This is a genomic window from Mesorhizobium sp. C277A (assembly GCF_040324395.1).
Classification (GTDB): domain Bacteria; phylum Pseudomonadota; class Alphaproteobacteria; order Rhizobiales; family Rhizobiaceae; genus Mesorhizobium.
Genome location: NZ_JAMYVW010000002.1, coordinates 2,278,913 through 2,292,518 on the forward strand (window position 1 = coordinate 2,278,913; position 13,606 = coordinate 2,292,518).

General features: G+C 63.1%; 18 protein-coding genes. 11 read left to right on the forward strand and 7 right to left on the reverse strand.

Annotated features, from left to right (window positions below):
- Positions 1–88: 88 nt before the first annotated feature.
- Positions 89–667 carry an NUDIX domain-containing protein gene (locus NKK52_RS11465; RefSeq protein WP_023667531.1) on the reverse strand — a complete coding sequence of 193 codons (579 nt, stop codon included), beginning with the start codon at positions 665–667 and terminating at the stop codon, positions 89–91.
- A gap of 143 nt (positions 668–810) precedes the next feature.
- Here NKK52_RS11465 and NKK52_RS11470 point away from each other — a divergent pair, with 143 nt between their 5' ends.
- The 4 genes from NKK52_RS11470 to NKK52_RS11485 all read left to right on the forward strand — a co-directional run bounded on the left by NKK52_RS11470 (position 811) and on the right by NKK52_RS11485 (position 3,009).
- Positions 811–1,908 carry an NADH:flavin oxidoreductase/NADH oxidase gene (locus tag NKK52_RS11470; RefSeq protein ID WP_023681535.1) on the forward strand — a complete coding sequence of 366 codons (1,098 nt, stop codon included), beginning with the start codon at positions 811–813 and terminating at the stop codon, positions 1,906–1,908.
- A 124-nt stretch (positions 1,909–2,032) separates the two neighbouring features.
- Positions 2,033–2,347: an SH3 domain-containing protein gene (locus NKK52_RS11475; protein WP_023681536.1), complete on the forward strand. Its 315-nt coding sequence runs from the start codon at positions 2,033–2,035 to the stop codon at positions 2,345–2,347.
- Positions 2,348–2,431: 84 nt separating this feature from the next.
- On the forward strand, positions 2,432–2,710 hold the full coding sequence (locus NKK52_RS11480; protein ID WP_032891817.1) for a DUF982 domain-containing protein: 279 nt from the start codon (positions 2,432–2,434) through the stop codon (positions 2,708–2,710).
- A 59-nt stretch (positions 2,711–2,769) separates the two neighbouring features.
- On the forward strand, positions 2,770–3,009 hold the full coding sequence (locus NKK52_RS11485) for a DUF2188 domain-containing protein (RefSeq protein ID WP_023667535.1): 240 nt from the start codon (positions 2,770–2,772) through the stop codon (positions 3,007–3,009).
- A gap of 117 nt (positions 3,010–3,126) precedes the next feature.
- On the opposite strand, the gene NKK52_RS11490 is transcribed toward NKK52_RS11485, so the two are convergent.
- Together NKK52_RS11490 and NKK52_RS11495 are read right to left on the reverse strand one after the other, a co-directional pair.
- Entirely contained in the window at positions 3,127–3,399 is a 273-nt protein-coding gene (locus NKK52_RS11490; protein WP_023681537.1) for a hypothetical protein, read from the reverse strand.
- A 51-nt stretch (positions 3,400–3,450) separates the two neighbouring features.
- Positions 3,451–4,464 carry an alpha/beta fold hydrolase gene (locus NKK52_RS11495; protein WP_023681538.1) on the reverse strand — a complete coding sequence of 338 codons (1,014 nt, stop codon included), beginning with the start codon at positions 4,462–4,464 and terminating at the stop codon, positions 3,451–3,453.
- 175 nt (positions 4,465–4,639) lie between these two features.
- Here NKK52_RS11495 and NKK52_RS11500 point away from each other — a divergent pair, with 175 nt between their 5' ends.
- From NKK52_RS11500 to NKK52_RS11530, 7 genes are all read left to right on the forward strand, one after another.
- The gene (locus NKK52_RS11500) at positions 4,640–5,380 is read left to right on the forward strand and encodes a competence/damage-inducible protein A (RefSeq protein ID WP_023681539.1); all 741 of its coding nucleotides are present in this window, start codon (positions 4,640–4,642) and stop codon (positions 5,378–5,380) included.
- A 98-nt stretch (positions 5,381–5,478) separates the two neighbouring features.
- The gene (locus NKK52_RS11505; RefSeq protein ID WP_023681540.1) at positions 5,479–6,312 is read left to right on the forward strand and encodes a universal stress protein; all 834 of its coding nucleotides are present in this window, start codon (positions 5,479–5,481) and stop codon (positions 6,310–6,312) included.
- 87 nt (positions 6,313–6,399) lie between these two features.
- Positions 6,400–6,900, forward strand: a complete 501-nt coding sequence (gene gpt / locus NKK52_RS11510; protein ID WP_023667540.1) for a xanthine phosphoribosyltransferase — start codon at positions 6,400–6,402, stop codon at positions 6,898–6,900.
- Positions 6,901–7,108: 208 nt separating this feature from the next.
- Positions 7,109–7,606 carry an NUDIX hydrolase gene (locus NKK52_RS11515; protein WP_023667541.1) on the forward strand — a complete coding sequence of 166 codons (498 nt, stop codon included), beginning with the start codon at positions 7,109–7,111 and terminating at the stop codon, positions 7,604–7,606.
- A gap of 185 nt (positions 7,607–7,791) precedes the next feature.
- Complete coding sequence (locus NKK52_RS11520) at positions 7,792–8,112, forward strand: ArsR/SmtB family transcription factor (RefSeq protein WP_023681541.1); 321 nt, start codon at positions 7,792–7,794, stop codon at positions 8,110–8,112.
- Positions 8,109–8,573, forward strand: coding sequence for an SRPBCC family protein (locus tag NKK52_RS11525; protein ID WP_023681542.1), 465 nt, complete (start codon positions 8,109–8,111; stop codon positions 8,571–8,573). The genes NKK52_RS11520 and NKK52_RS11525 overlap by 4 nt, the downstream gene beginning before the upstream one ends.
- A gap of 26 nt (positions 8,574–8,599) precedes the next feature.
- Positions 8,600–9,013, forward strand: coding sequence for a GFA family protein (locus tag NKK52_RS11530; RefSeq protein ID WP_023681543.1), 414 nt, complete (start codon positions 8,600–8,602; stop codon positions 9,011–9,013).
- 43 nt (positions 9,014–9,056) lie between these two features.
- On the opposite strand, the gene NKK52_RS11535 is transcribed toward NKK52_RS11530, so the two are convergent.
- The 4 genes from NKK52_RS11535 to NKK52_RS11550 all read right to left on the reverse strand — a co-directional run bounded on the left by NKK52_RS11535 (position 9,057) and on the right by NKK52_RS11550 (position 13,581).
- Complete coding sequence (locus NKK52_RS11535) at positions 9,057–10,862, reverse strand: ABC transporter ATP-binding protein (RefSeq protein WP_023681544.1); 1,806 nt, start codon at positions 10,860–10,862, stop codon at positions 9,057–9,059.
- A 389-nt stretch (positions 10,863–11,251) separates the two neighbouring features.
- A complete protein-coding gene (locus NKK52_RS11540) occupies positions 11,252–11,662 on the reverse strand; it encodes a GNAT family N-acetyltransferase (protein ID WP_023681545.1) in 411 nt (136 codons plus the stop codon).
- 70 nt (positions 11,663–11,732) lie between these two features.
- On the reverse strand, positions 11,733–12,683 hold the full coding sequence (locus NKK52_RS11545) for a diacylglycerol kinase catalytic domain-containing protein (RefSeq protein WP_084627176.1): 951 nt from the start codon (positions 12,681–12,683) through the stop codon (positions 11,733–11,735).
- Positions 12,684–12,696: 13 nt separating this feature from the next.
- Positions 12,697–13,581 (reverse strand): SPFH domain-containing protein, encoded by an 885-nt coding sequence (locus NKK52_RS11550; RefSeq protein ID WP_023681547.1) that lies wholly within the window; start codon positions 13,579–13,581, stop codon positions 12,697–12,699.
- Positions 13,582–13,606: the final 25 nt, after the last annotated feature.

The following is a 13,606-nucleotide window of genomic DNA, read 5'->3' on the forward strand; positions in this document are numbered from 1 at the left end:
CCGGTGTCCTTGCAACCTGCGCAACTTCATCCGCGAAGTGGACGTGCCACCCTGCCCGCAGCAGTGAGGCACGTCGAGCTTCGCCGAGCTAGCCCTTCATCGGGTACAGTTTCAAATGCTGGATCAGGATGATCGTCTTGGCGTCGATGATGCGGCCGTCTGAAATGCCGGCCAGCGCTTCATCAAGAGGCATTTCCAGAACCTCGATGTCCTCGCCCTCGTCGGCCGCGCCGCCGCCGGCCGAGATGCGGTCGGCGGGTGAATAGCGCGCCACAAAGAACCACAGCCGTTCGGTGACGCTGCCTGGGCTCATATAGGGGGAAAACAGCCGCTCGATGTTCTGTAAGCGATAGCCGAGCTCTTCCTCGGCCTCCTTGAGGATGGCGGTTTCGGGATCGTTTTTGTCGAGCAGGCCGGCGCAGGCCTCGATCAGCGGTTCGCGGTGGCCGGTGACGTAGGCGGGGTAGCGGAACTGCCGCACCAGAAGCACCGTCTGACGCTCGGGATCGAAAGGCAGGATCACCGCGCCGTCGCCACGGTCGTAGGTCTGGCGAATCTGCGTCTCCCACTGCCCGTCGCGCCGGCGATAATCGAGGACGGTCTTCTTCAGAACCGCCCAGTCGTCGGACAGGACTTCCTCCGAGCGGATGCGGATACGATCTTCCATGATGAGCTCCAAGCTGTCGGCGCCATGGCGTAACCGCGAACGGTTTTGCGCGCAACCGAAACGGCGAAGCTTTCACCGCCTCGTGTCTGGTGCCGGCAACTGCCATCGCCTAAATAGCTGCAGTCCCTCTCCGGAGTTTTTTGATGACCGCAGCGCTTTTCCAGCCGATCGCCCTCGATGGCCTGACCTTTCCGAATCGTATCGCGGTGGCGCCGATGTGCCAGTATTCCGCCGAAGACGGCTCGGCCAGCGACTGGCATCTCTATCACTGGATGAACCTGGCGATGTCGGGCGCCGGCATGGTCACCGTCGAGATGACCGACGTCGAACGGCGCGGCCGCATCACCCATGGCTGCCTCGGCCTCTATTCCGACGACAACGAGGCGGCCGCCCGGCGCACGCTGGATGCAGCAAGGCGCGTCGCCGCGCCGGAAACGAAATTCGGTATTCAGCTTGCCCATGCCGGCCGCAAGGCATCCAACCGAAAGCCCTGGGAGGGCGGCGGCCCATTGCAGCCGGGCGAGGATCCCTGGCAGACCGTCTCAGCCTCGGCCATCGCCTATGACACCGGCTGGAATGTGCCGCATGCGCTGGAGGAAGATGAAATCCTGCAGCTTGTCGAGCGCTTCACTCAAGCCGCGAGGCGGGCCGAGCGCGCCGGCTTCGACTTCCTCGAGCTGCACGCCGCGCACGGCTATCTGATCTTCCAGTTCCTGTCGCCGCTTTCCAACCAGCGCACCGACCGCTGGGGCGGCTCGCTGGAAAACCGCATGCGTTTCCTCATCGAGATCGCCAAATCGGTGAGGAAGGCAGTTCCAAACCTGATGCTTGGCGCCCGCCTGTCGGTGAAGGACTGGGTCGATGGCGGTTTCGAGGTCGACGAGGCGATCGAGGTGGCCAAAGCCTTGAAGGCGCTTAATGTTGCCTATATCTGCTGTTCGAGCGGCGGCAATTCGCCGTTGCAGAAGCTGCCGACCGGCGCCGGCTATCAGGTGCATCTGGCCGAAGCGGTGCGCAAGGGCGCCGGCATCCCGACACGGGCTGTCGGCCTGATCGACGATCCCTCGCAGGCAGAGGCGATCGTCGCCGACGGCCGCGCCGACATGGTGGCGCTGGCCCGCGCCTTCCTCGCCGATCCGCGCTGGGGCTGGCGCGCCGCCGCCACCTTCAGCGAAAAAATCCATCCCGCGCCGCAGCTTGCCCGCTCGGTGACGACGATGCAGCATTGGACGAAGGGCTGAACAGGCAGCGCCGACGGATGCGCCAAACGCATCTGCTGGACAGATTGCCGCAGCTTCGCTTTAATCCGCCCGCTATAGTCCCTGGGGGCAGGCCGCCTTGGCGGCCGGATTGGGAGCAAAGTCCATGGCATCAAGGGCAATCTATCCGGCGGCAGCCGCTCTGGTGGTCGCACTGTCGTTCGCCGCGTCGTCTCCGGTCGGCGCGCAATATTGCGAAGGCACGGTGCACGGCCTGTCCAGGCACTACGATCTGGATTCCGGCAGCGGGTTTCTCGCCGTGCGCGCACGGCCGAACTCGTCGTCGCGCATGATCGGGCAGTTGTTCAACGGCGACCACACGGAGATTTTCGACCGCCGGGGCAACTGGTACCAGGTCGAAATCGGCGGACGGACCGGCTGGGCCAACGCCCACTGGCTGCGCAACGACTGCGGTTACTGAGACCAACGATTGCGGTTGGTGAGACGTTTGGGCGCAGGCTGACGGCCACTTTTGCAACCATATTGGCTGCTTTGCGTTGCGGCCATCATGGATAACAAACCTTTTGAAACCCCGGTCGTGGTCGAACTCGGCCATGTCGGCAAATATCGCCAGATCCGCAGCACCCAGGAAGCGGCGGAGTGTCTGATGACGGTGTGGCCGCTCAATCGCGGCCCGCGCCATCGTGATGCTCTCGACACTTGCCTCAAAGTGCTGGAAGGTTATCGTTCGACGGCCGATGCACGCAGGGCCTTGATCGAAGCGGCCAAGGAATCGGAAGTGCTGGTTCCCGAAGACCGGCTGCCAGACGCCAAGTTGCATTGAAGCCCAAATTGCAATGAAAAACGGGCCGCATTGAGCGGACGGACGAACCGGAGGATTTCATGGCGAAGCTGACTTACAAGATCGTCGAGCATGACGGGGGCTGGGCCTACAAGGTCGGTTCGACATTCTCGGAGACATTCCCGACCCACCAGGATGCGCTGCGCGCCGCCGAGATCGCCTCGGCCGAACAGCAGATCGCCGGCGCCACGGACGGCATCCAGTATGAGGATGCCGAAGGCAAGTGGCACGACGAACTGGCCGACGGCCGCGACCGGCCGCAGACTGAAGTTTCCGACTGATCCTTGCCCCTCAGCTTTCGCTGCCGGCCGTGGATGCTCGCCTAAGCAATTCCCTTGGGAATTGCGTCAAAACAAACAGGCGGGACATCCTGCCGGTCAGTCGAAGCCGTGGCTTGATCACTTGCCGCAATATTGATCGTTCACGTTGGGCCTCACATTTCCGAAGGGTCCTGACGGGTCGGAGGCGCACGGCCCCGTAGCGCCGCCATAGCCTTGGCTGCCGTCGGCATTGATGCTGCCGGTGGTGGTCTGGTCGACGGTCGATGACTGGTCGTTCCCGAACGGCCACCAGCTGTGATGGTTGGAATACGTGCCGTCCGATGACTGCGCCATCGCCGATGTGGCAAGACCGATCGTCAGCACGGATGCTGCAAAGACTTTCCTGTACATTGAATTACTGCGTATCCGCCGCCTTGGGTGCGACACGGGGTAAACCGGATATCAGCCGAATGGTTCAGTGAAATTGTTGTGAGGCTGTGGTGAGGTCTTGGCGGCGAATGCCCGCTCGGCAATGCGCTTGATGAAGGCGATGACGCGGTCCGGCTCGACGAATTGCGGCATGTGGCCGAGGCCTTCGACCGCCTCGAAATCGAGGCCTTCGATCCTGTCCTTCATCGGCTCCCCATGTATGCGCATGGCGATGACGCGATCGGCTGTCCCGAAGAAAATCCCGGCCGGCATGGCGATCTCTTCATAGCGCTCTTCGATGCGGCCAAGATCCTGTTCGACCGCTACGAAATCGGTGGAGGTTGCATGGAAATGGCTTGGCCTCAGCCCGAGCCATCCGCCGCCATCGATCATGTAGTCGGCGGGAACGGCCTGCGGCGCGAAGATGAACTCCAGTGTCTGCCGCGCATATCTGAGGCTTGTCGGTATCGCGACGGTGTAGGCCATGATCCAGCGCCAAAGCCGCGAACGGATATAGAGCAGGCCCGCTTTCTCGCGGGCGCCGGCTTCCAGATGCGTCAGCGGCGCCAGCAAAGCGATGCCGGAAATCGCGCCGGGATGCTCCAAGGCCAGGGTCAGCGCGACGGCGCCCCCCAGCGAGTGCCCGACCACGAGCGGCCTTTCCAGCCCGAGTGTTTCGATGAAGCGCCTGATGATCTCGACCTGTTCAGGCAGACGGCCGGTGGCTCCTCGCGCGCGAACAGAATAGCCCGATCCCGGCCGGTCGAGTGCAATGAGGCGGTAGCCAGGGCCAAAGCGCTCAAACAGCGTGTGGCGAAACTGGTGGAGTTGCGCGCCAAGTCCGTGCACGAACAGGATCGGCCGTCCCTCGCCCGTTTCGACATAATGGATGCGGCTGCCGTCGATCTCGACGAAGTTTCCGCTGGCCGGCACCAGCCTTTCGGCCTTGGCGGCAATCCAGAGCGTAGCGGCCACCAGACAGGCCACGATGACGAGAGCCAGCACGGACAGGCCGGCGACAAGCCAAAGCAGAATCGATACCAGCATGTTTTCACCCGGGAAGCGGACCGGCGCGCACCATCACCCACTGACGAACGCTCGGCAAGGCAGATGGCGGCTTGTGTCGGCATTGCCGCCAGTTCGATGGCGCGCTATCTCAGGCGACCTTCTTTCTGCCTCAGGCGACCTTGTCTGCCAACGGGCCTGTTTGCCGGAGCCTTCCATGCCTGAAATCGTCACTGCCGCCATGCTTGTCATCGGCGACGAGATTCTGTCCGGCCGCACCAAGGATAAAAATATCGGCCACCTCGCCGACATCATGACGGCCATCGGCATCGACCTGAAGGAAGTGCGCATCGTTCCCGACGAGGAGGACGAGATTGTCGCTGCGGTGAATGCCGTACGCGCCCGCTACACCTATGTCTTTACCACCGGTGGCATCGGCCCGACGCATGACGACATCACCGCCGATTCCGTTTCCAAGGCTTTTGGGGTGCCGTGCGAATACGACGCCAAGGCCTATGCCATGCTGGGCGAGAGCTATGCCGCGCGCGGCATCGAATACACCGAGGCCCGCAAGCGCATGGCGCGCATGCCGCGCGGCGCCGACCATATCGACAATCCGGTCTCCGTCGCGCCCGGCTTTCGCATCGGCAACGTCCATGTCATGGCCGGCGTGCCGGCGATTTTCCAGGCCATGCTCGACAATGTCGTGCCGACGCTGAAGGCCGGCACCAAGATGCTGTCGGCCACCGTCCATTGCCCGTTCGGCGAAGGCCTGATCGGCGGTCCCCTGGGCGACATCCAGAAGGCGCATCCCGACACCATCATCGGCTCCTATCCGAAATATGGCGACGGCAAATTCTGGACGGAGCTGGTGGTCCGCGCCCGCAGCCAGGAGGCGCTGGATTCGGCACGCAAGGACGTCGAGGCGATGGTGGCCGGCTTCACCGCCGCCAATTGACCCTGGGTTCGCGGACCATCGCCGGGCCGGAACCAAGCACCGCACTCCCACGTTTTCCCTCGGGCGCAGCACGCGCTGGCAGATTTGAGGGATTTCGCATGCGCTTCAAGACCATCGTCGCCATATTGCAGAACGAACAGGACGCCGAACGCGTGCTCGACTGCGCCATCCCGCTTGCCGACCGGTTCGAGAGCCATCTCATCGGCATCCATGCCGAAGCGCTGCCCGTTCCCTACACCTCGGCAACCGGCTTCCCCGACACTGAGTTCCTGCAGGTCTCCGCCGACATGAACCGCGAGCGCGCCGAGAAATTGCAGGCGCTTTTCGTTGGGCGGATCGAGAATTCCGGCCTTTCCTTCGAATGGCGCAGCCTCGAGAGCTTTTCCGGCGACAGCGCGCTGACGGGTATTTCCAGCGTGCGCGCCGCCGATCTGATTATTGCCGCGCAGCGCGAGACCGGGGGCGACACGAGCGCCGATGTCGACACGCTGGTTTACGATGCCGGCCGGCCAGTGCTGGTGGTGCCGCATGAGGGGCCGTTGGTCACCACATTCAAACATGTGCTGCTGGCCTGGAACGGCAGCAAGGAGGCGGCGCGTGCCGCCTTCGACGCGCTGCCCTTCATCATCGAGGCCGAGAAAACCGACATTCTGGTCATCGATCCGCCGGATACGCTGGATGACAACCCGGAAGCCGCCGGCGCCGAGATCGCCGCGGCACTCTCCAGGCATGGCGCAACGGTCAGCGTGTCGGTGCAAAAATCGGGTAATGCTTCGGTCGATGACGTCATCCAGACCCGGATCGCCGAGACCGGAGCCGACCTTCTGGTGCTCGGCGCCTACAGCCATTCCTGGCTGCGTCAGCTTTTGTTCGGCGGCGTCACGCGCACCGTGTTGCGCAGCGTGCCGGTTGCGGCCTTTTTGTCGCGGTAACTCCACAGACTGGCCCCGCCCTTGCCAATGCCCTGACTTTCCAGTTAATTCCGCGCGCATTCCACAATGGTGCGCGCGGAGTGCAGAATGTCCCTTCCCGAAAAAGCCTTTCCGGTCTCCTGGGACCAGTTCCACCGCGATGCCCGGGCGCTCGCCTGGCGGCTTGCCGGCGCCAACAAGGGACAGTGGAAGGCCATCGTCTGCATCACCCGTGGCGGCCTGGTTCCCGCCGCCATCATCTCGCGCGAACTCGGAATACGCGTCATCGAGACGGTCTGCGTCGCCTCTTATCACGACTACACCAGCCAGGGGCAGTTGCAGGTGCTGAAGGAGATCACCCCGGCGCTGCTCGCCGATGATGGCGCGGGCGTGCTGATCATCGACGACCTCACCGACACCGGCAAGACGGCAGGCATCGTGCGCGCCATGATGCCCAAGGCGCATTTCGCCACCGTCTACGCCAAGCCGAAAGGCAGGCCGCTGGTCGACACCTTTATCACCGAAGTCAGTCAGGACACCTGGATCTACTTTCCCTGGGACATGGGTTTTACCTACCAGAAGCCGATCGCCGACGATCACGCAGGCTGATTCGCGCCAGCCCCATTTCTGCCCAGACGGCCAAACCCGCCCCGTTTGCTATGAAAACAGGCACTGGAAGGGACAATATTCTGTCGAATCGACAGCTGTTGGCGGAGTTTGACGGGTCGGTGTGAGGTTTTTTACTTTTAAGACTTACACTTGTCGGTAAGATTCATACGGCGGCTAACGATTCTGAGGGCTGGGGTAGCTTTCACTGATGCTGACGACACCGGCGACACACGACCATCTGGCTGAAAGGGTCCGCAAGCTCTTCGGCACTTCGCCTTGTCGCCTGCAGGTTGCCGCTTTGCCATGGCGCAATAACGAAGACGGCGTCGAGATCATGCTGATCACCAGCCGAGACACCGGGCGTTGGGTGCTGCCGAAGGGCTGGCCCGAGGCCAGGGAGCCGCTCTGCGAGGCAGCGGCGCGCGAGGCGGGCGAGGAAGCCGGATTGCGTGGCAAGATTTCGCTTTTCGAGGCCGGTCGTTACTTCTACGCCAAGGCCCTCGCGTCCGGCGAGGAAGTCCCTTGCGAAGTGCTGGTGTTTCCGCTGCAGGTCGAGCACGTTGCCGACCGCTGGAAGGAAAAGCGCGCGCGCACCCGCAAATGGGTCAATGGGGCCGAGGCCGTACGCATGGTCAACGAGCCGGACCTCTGCCAGATCATCGCCCATTTCTGCGCCGATCCCGACAAGTTCGTCGTTAGAGCCTAGCTCACAGCCACCGCTGCATAGTCCTGCGCGCCCGCACCGGTTCTTGCCCCGATTCCGGGCTCGGTGCTTCGCTCCGCGCGCCAGCAATCCGACACTATAAATCCCTCCCCTTCAGGCCAAGCTTAGCCACAGCTTGACATGCAGGCATTTACCTGCATATTGTGTCTTCAAGATGAGTGAGACCGATGGACGCCGACAAGGTTTTCAAAGCGCTGGGCGACCCGACCCGCAGAATGCTGCTCGATCTTCTGTGTGAGAAGAACGGCCAGACGCTCGGCGAGCTTTGCGAAAATCTCGACATGGCGAGGCAATCCGCCACGCAGCACATCGATCTGCTGGAAGCGGCCAATCTGATCAGCACGGTCAAGCGTGGCCGCGAGAAGCTGCATTTCATCAACCCCGTGCCGCTGCACGAAGTCTACGAGCGGTGGGTGCGAAAATTCGAACGGCAGCGGCTGAGCCTGCTGCACGACCTGAAACAAGAACTCGAAGGAGACGACCAATGACCCGGGAAACCACCAGTTTTGTCTACGTGACCTACATCAGATCGACGCCACAAAAGGTGTTCGAAGCCATCACCAGGCCCGATATCGCCAAGCGCTACTGGGGCCACGAAAACGTCTCCGACTGGAAGCCCGGCTCGAAATGGGAACACATCCGCGCCAATGACGAACGGACCGTCGAACTCGTTGGCAAGGTCGTCGAAATCTCGCCGCCGACCCGCCTGGTCATGAGCTGGGCCAACGCCTCGCAGGCCGACGATCCCACCAAGCACAGCCGGGTGACGTTCGCCATCGAGGAATACGACACCATGGTCAAGCTGACCGTCAGCCATGACGAGCTCGAAGCCGGCAGCGGCATGGCCAAGGGCATCAGCCAGGGCTGGCCGGCCGTGCTGTCCAGCATGAAATCCTTCCTCGAAACCGGCACAGGCATCGACCTGTTCGCCAAGCCGAAATCGGCCTGAAGCAATCTGACAGCGGGAGAACGACAATGACCAGGCACTATACCGGCGGCTGCGCCTGCGGCGCGATCCGCTATGAGGCCAGCGGCGAGCCGATCTTTCAGAACCACTGCCAATGCCTCGATTGCCAGAAGCGCAGCGGTACTGGCCATTGTTCCTATGTGACCTTCGGCCGGCGCGCTGACGTAAAGATCACCGGCGAGCCGAGCACATGGCGGATGATCGCCGACAGCGGCAATGAAAAAGCCCAGGCCTTTTGCCCGACCTGCGGCACGCCGGTCTACGTAACGTTCGTCGCCATGCCGGAGGTGACGGCGATCCAGGCCACGAGCCTCGACGATCCCGGCCAGTTCGACCCGCAGGCGGTCACCTACACCGTGCGCGGCCACGTCTGGGACACGATCGACCCAGCGCTTCAGCCATTCGAGCGAATGCCTGGATGAACCAAGCAGAGCCCTATCCCTCGGATAGGGCTCTGCGTTCAGCTCAGATCACCAGGCCCTTGGTCAGTTCCAGCGCCTGCCGCTCGAACAGGCGGCGGTAGATGCCGCCCTTCAGCCGGATCAGCTCGTCATGCGAGCCTTCCTCGACGATCTTGCCACGGTCGAACACGAGCAGCCTGTCCAGCGCCCGCACCGTCGACAGACGGTGCGCGATGACCAGCGTCGTGCGGCCAACCATCAGCCGCTCCATCGCCTGCTGGATCAGCACTTCCGATTCCGAATCGAGGCTCGATGTCGCCTCGTCCAGGATCAGGATGCGCGCATCCGCCAGGAAGGCGCGCGCGATCGCCACCCGCTGGCGCTCGCCGCCCGACAGTTTCACGCCCCGTTCACCGACCAGCGTGCCGTAGCCCTTCGGCAGGCCGGTGATGAAGTCGTGCGCGCTGGCGAGCTTGGCGGCATGCTCGATCTCGGCCTGCGTGGCGTCCGGTCGGGCATAGGCGATGTTTTCCGCCAGCGAGCGGTGGAACAGGATGGGCTCCTGCTGGACGATGGCAATCTGCGCGCGCAGCGACGCCTGTGCAACCTGCGAGATGTCTTGGCCATCGATAAGGATCCTGCCGCCGCTGACATCATAGAGACGCTGGATCAGCTTCACGAAGGTCGTCTTGCCCGAGCCGGAATGACCGACCAGTCCGACCCGCTCGCCCGCCGCTATCTCCACCGAAAAGTCGCGGTAGAGCGGCAGGCGATGGCTGCCATAGTGGAAGGTGACGTTATCGAAGGCGATGTGGCCATGCGTGATCCGGATCGGCTTGGCGCCGGGCCGGTCCTCGATGCCGAGCGGTTGCGACTGGAAATCGACCAGTTCCTCCATGTCGTTGACCGAACGCTGCAAATTGCGGATATGCGTGCCGATGTCCCTGAGGTAGCCCTGCAGCACGAAGAACGAGGTCAGCACGAAGGCGACATCGCCCGCACTTGCCTGGCCCCAGGCCCACAGCATCAGCGACAGGCCGATTACTGCCGTCCGCAGCACCAGCAACATGGCGCCTTGCGTCGTGCCGTTGATGGTGCCGCGCACCCAGGTGCGGCTGGTCCGCGCGCGCCATTTGGCGACGACCTTGGCAAGACGCGTCTCCTCGCGCGTCTCGGCACCGAAACCCTTGACCACGGCATTGCAGCTCACCGCATCGGCAAGCGAGCCGCCAAGCCGCGTATCCCAGCTGTTGGCGAGCCGTGCCGCGGGCGCGACATAGCCGAGCGACAGCAGCGCCGTCACCGTGATGAACAGCAGCGAGCCGACTGCCACGACCAGCCCCATCAGTGGCCAGAACCAGCCGAGCAGCAACGTCGAGCCGACCAGCATGGCGACCGACGGCAACAACGCAATCAGGATGGTGTCATTGAGCAGGTCGAGAGCCCACATGCCGCGCGTGACCTTGCGCACCGTCGATCCGGCAAAGCTATTGGCGTGCCAGTCGGTTGAGAAGCGTTGCACGCGATGGAACGCGTCGGCGGCGATGTCGGCCATCATCTTCAGCGTCAGCTCGACAATGCCCATGAAAGCCAGGTTGCGCAGCACCACGCCGGTCATCGCCAAAGCGATGAGCGCGAAGAACGCCGCCATTGCCGCATTCCACGCGACATCGTCAGCCAACGCACTGCTGGCGACGGCGTCGACCAGCCGGCCGGAATAGAGCGGCGTCAACACGTCCGCTATGGTCGACAGCAGGAAGCTGCCCATGATCAGCGAAAGCCGCCACGGCTGGCGCCGCCAGTGGCTGAGCGTGAAGCCAAGAACGCTGCGAAAGGCGCTTGCACGCAGATCGATTCGAAAACGAGCCATGATGTCATCCGGGCGCAAATCTGCCCGGTCCCGGTAAGGTCTGAAAATTGAAAACCGCGCTGGGCAATTCGCCCGGGGCTGCGGAGGTTCGGCATGGGTGGCGGCGCGCCCCGGGTTGTCGGGTGGCGACCGGCATCGGCAGAAGCCTGTACTCGACCCGGCATCGGTGCGAAGGGCAAACCTTCGCCGGACGCCAGGTGAGACCTAGGCTTCGCGGCCTCGCATTACCATGTGAAATACTGCCATTCAGACCTCCCGCAAGACACTTGCGGAGCGGTCCTTATAGAGACGCCATGAAGGATCGCCAAGGCCGGGCACGTGGCAAAGCGTAACTGGTCCAACCAGTGAGGTTATTTTGCAACAACAGCGGGTCAACCCCTCGCTATGCCTCATTCCGGGTTGCGATCGAGGCGCATGTAGCGGCCGTCGGTCGATGCCTTGAAGCCCAGCTTCTCATAAAGGCCATGCGCGTCACTGGTCGACAGGCTCCAGTGCGAGACCGTGTTGAGTTCAGGGTGGTTGATGAGCGCCCGCACCAGTTGCGTGCCAATGCCTTGGCCGCGATGCTGCGGCCAGATGATGATGTCGGCGAGATAGGCAAACACCGTACGGTCGGTGATGGCCCGGCCAAAACCGACTTGGTTCCTATCGATATAGGCCGCGGTGCAGAACGAGTTGCCAAAGGCGCGGCGATGAAAGTCATCGCTGCGGCCGGCGCCCCAATAACTCGCCATCAACAGATCGGAGGTCGCCCGGAAATCGATCCGTGACATGTCGAAGCTGATTTCACAGTCGGGCATGGTGCCTCGCAAAGAATGGAGGGCGGCCGAATTCAGTCCGGCCGGTGATTTGGCTGCCCACGTGGCGCGCTTATGGCACCACGAGATAGGCCTTCTGGTCGGCGATCGCGATGGTCACGTCGGTGCCGGAATTGAACTCGACGAAATCGAGCTCCATCCCGTCGCTGAAGATGACGCCGCCCCTGCTCTGCCGCGAAGAAACCACCAGCGGCCGGTCGCGGGTGATGACGCCATGCACAAGCGACACGCCGGTCGTGTTGCTCGGAAACGGTTCGCGCACCGAAAAGAACAGCTGTTCGGCTTCGCGGTCATAGCCTTGCGGCGGCACGGTCGGCACGGAGTTGTCACCATAGGCCGCGGCCAGTCCCGCGGCGCCCGCCATCACCGAGCGCAGCCAGCCGGTAGAGCCGGCGCCCGTGGAGATGATAATGCCGCTCGACGACTGGCGCTCGGTCCTGCCGCCATAGGTCAATTCGTAGCGCGCCGAGACATGCGTCGAGGCGCCAACGAACAGATCGTTGAAGGCGATCAGCCGGCGTCCGTCATTGGAGCGCGCTTCGGCCATCACCACCGCCTGGCGCTTCGCCTTGCCGGCGATCGTCAGGCCGAGGACCTTTTCGGTATCGTCGGCATTCCACGGCAGCAACACGCCGTCGAAAAGCGCCGGGTCCGGGTTGATGCCGATCAGCGGCTGGTACGGGAGGTACTTCGCGGTGTTGGACACCAGCCCGTCCTGACCGAGCGCGATCACCGCGTCGGAGCCGAATTCGAACTGCGGTACCAGTTCGCGGTCGAGCCGCAACTGTTTGAGGCCTTGGGGAAGCGAACCCATCACCCGGTCGAGCGCCTGGTGATAGACGTCATGCGCCGCCTTGACCGGGTCGAAATCCATGCCGGCCTGCCGGAGATAAAAGCGCGCCTGTCCCTGCGTGTTGAAGCGCGTCGTCAGCTCCTCCAGCTCGCTCTTGCGGGTGACGACGATCACCCGGTCGATCGGCCTGCCGCTCTGGTCGCTTGCCACCCGTGCTTGCCTTTCAGGACCCGGCTTTCGGCGTGGGAAGCTGGCTGAGCGCGCTGGTGAGCATGTCAGGCGTGATCGACAGATTGCCGACCGAACCGCCCTTTTCCGCCCAGGCCTTGAAGGCCATCGCCGTCAGCACGTGGGCGGGCGCCGACGAATAGACGGTCAGTTCCAGCTGCTGCGCCTTGGCTTGCGCCTCGGCAAGCGTCAGCTTGTTGCGCGCTTCGGTGTCGACCAGCAGCTTGTTGCGTTCGGCAAGCTCGATTTCGGTCGCCAGTTCGCTCTGCTTGATCTCGCGCTCCTTCTCCACGCCCCAGGCACGGCGCCCATAGATCGCCGCATCGGCCTGGCGCTGCAGCGCCTCGCGATATTCGGTCTGGAGCGCCTTGCGGATCTCCGGCGTCGGCTGGACCGAGGTGATGTGGACCTCCTCGATCGACAGGCCGGCGGTTGCCGCAATCGGATCGTTGCGCAGGAGTTCGGCGAGATTGCCGCCGAGCTTGGTCACCTCGGCCAGCGCCTGCTCCAGCGTCATGCTCGAAACCACCGCGCGGGCGCGGCTCTGTATCGCAAGCACCAGGCGCTCGGCGATCTTCTCCCGGCCGTCGCCGACGACGTCGGCACGGCTGAGCTTGGCGCTGAAATCAAAACCTTCGGCTGCCTTGAGTGGATCGATGATGCGGTAGCTGACCGACCCCTGGATTGCCAGATCCTGGAAATTCGCCGTCGTCTCGGTGGAGATGAAAGGGTTGTCGAGCGACGTCACCGGCACCATGGCGATGGTGGTGCCGAACGTCCCGTACCAGAAGGAGATGCCGCGCCCCTGCTCACGGACCTTGCCGTTCTTGAAGCGCAGGATGTGATATTCAGGCGTTCCCTTGAAATAGCTGAAAAACATGAAAGCCCCAAGGTTCTCTAATTAA

Excerpts from the sequence above, each read along its gene's own strand:
- NKK52_RS11475 (WP_023681536.1), top strand. The coding sequence starts at position 2,033 with ATGGCATCAAGGGCAATCTATCCGGCGGCAGCCGCTCTGGTGGTCGCA.
- NKK52_RS11470 (WP_023681535.1), top strand. The coding sequence starts at position 811 with ATGACCGCAGCGCTTTTCCAGCCGATCGCCCTCGATGGCCTGACCTTT.
- NKK52_RS11505 (WP_023681540.1), top strand. The coding sequence starts at position 5,479 with ATGCGCTTCAAGACCATCGTCGCCATATTGCAGAACGAACAGGACGCC.
- NKK52_RS11530 (WP_023681543.1), top strand. The coding sequence starts at position 8,600 with ATGACCAGGCACTATACCGGCGGCTGCGCCTGCGGCGCGATCCGCTAT.
- NKK52_RS11465 (WP_023667531.1), bottom strand. The coding sequence starts at position 667 with ATGGAAGATCGTATCCGCATCCGCTCGGAGGAAGTCCTGTCCGACGAC.
- NKK52_RS11540 (WP_023681545.1), bottom strand. The coding sequence starts at position 11,662 with ATGCCCGACTGTGAAATCAGCTTCGACATGTCACGGATCGATTTCCGG.
- NKK52_RS11515 (WP_023667541.1), top strand. The coding sequence starts at position 7,109 with ATGCTGACGACACCGGCGACACACGACCATCTGGCTGAAAGGGTCCGC.
- NKK52_RS11550 (WP_023681547.1), bottom strand. The coding sequence starts at position 13,581 with ATGTTTTTCAGCTATTTCAAGGGAACGCCTGAATATCACATCCTGCGC.
- NKK52_RS11520 (WP_023681541.1), top strand. The coding sequence starts at position 7,792 with ATGGACGCCGACAAGGTTTTCAAAGCGCTGGGCGACCCGACCCGCAGA.
- NKK52_RS11485 (WP_023667535.1), top strand. The coding sequence starts at position 2,770 with ATGGCGAAGCTGACTTACAAGATCGTCGAGCATGACGGGGGCTGGGCC.
- NKK52_RS11490 (WP_023681537.1), bottom strand. The coding sequence starts at position 3,399 with ATGTACAGGAAAGTCTTTGCAGCATCCGTGCTGACGATCGGTCTTGCC.
- gpt (WP_023667540.1), top strand. The coding sequence starts at position 6,400 with ATGTCCCTTCCCGAAAAAGCCTTTCCGGTCTCCTGGGACCAGTTCCAC.
- NKK52_RS11535 (WP_023681544.1), bottom strand. The coding sequence starts at position 10,862 with ATGGCTCGTTTTCGAATCGATCTGCGTGCAAGCGCCTTTCGCAGCGTT.
- NKK52_RS11500 (WP_023681539.1), top strand. The coding sequence starts at position 4,640 with ATGCCTGAAATCGTCACTGCCGCCATGCTTGTCATCGGCGACGAGATT.
- NKK52_RS11525 (WP_023681542.1), top strand. The coding sequence starts at position 8,109 with ATGACCCGGGAAACCACCAGTTTTGTCTACGTGACCTACATCAGATCG.
- NKK52_RS11495 (WP_023681538.1), bottom strand. The coding sequence starts at position 4,464 with ATGCTGGTATCGATTCTGCTTTGGCTTGTCGCCGGCCTGTCCGTGCTG.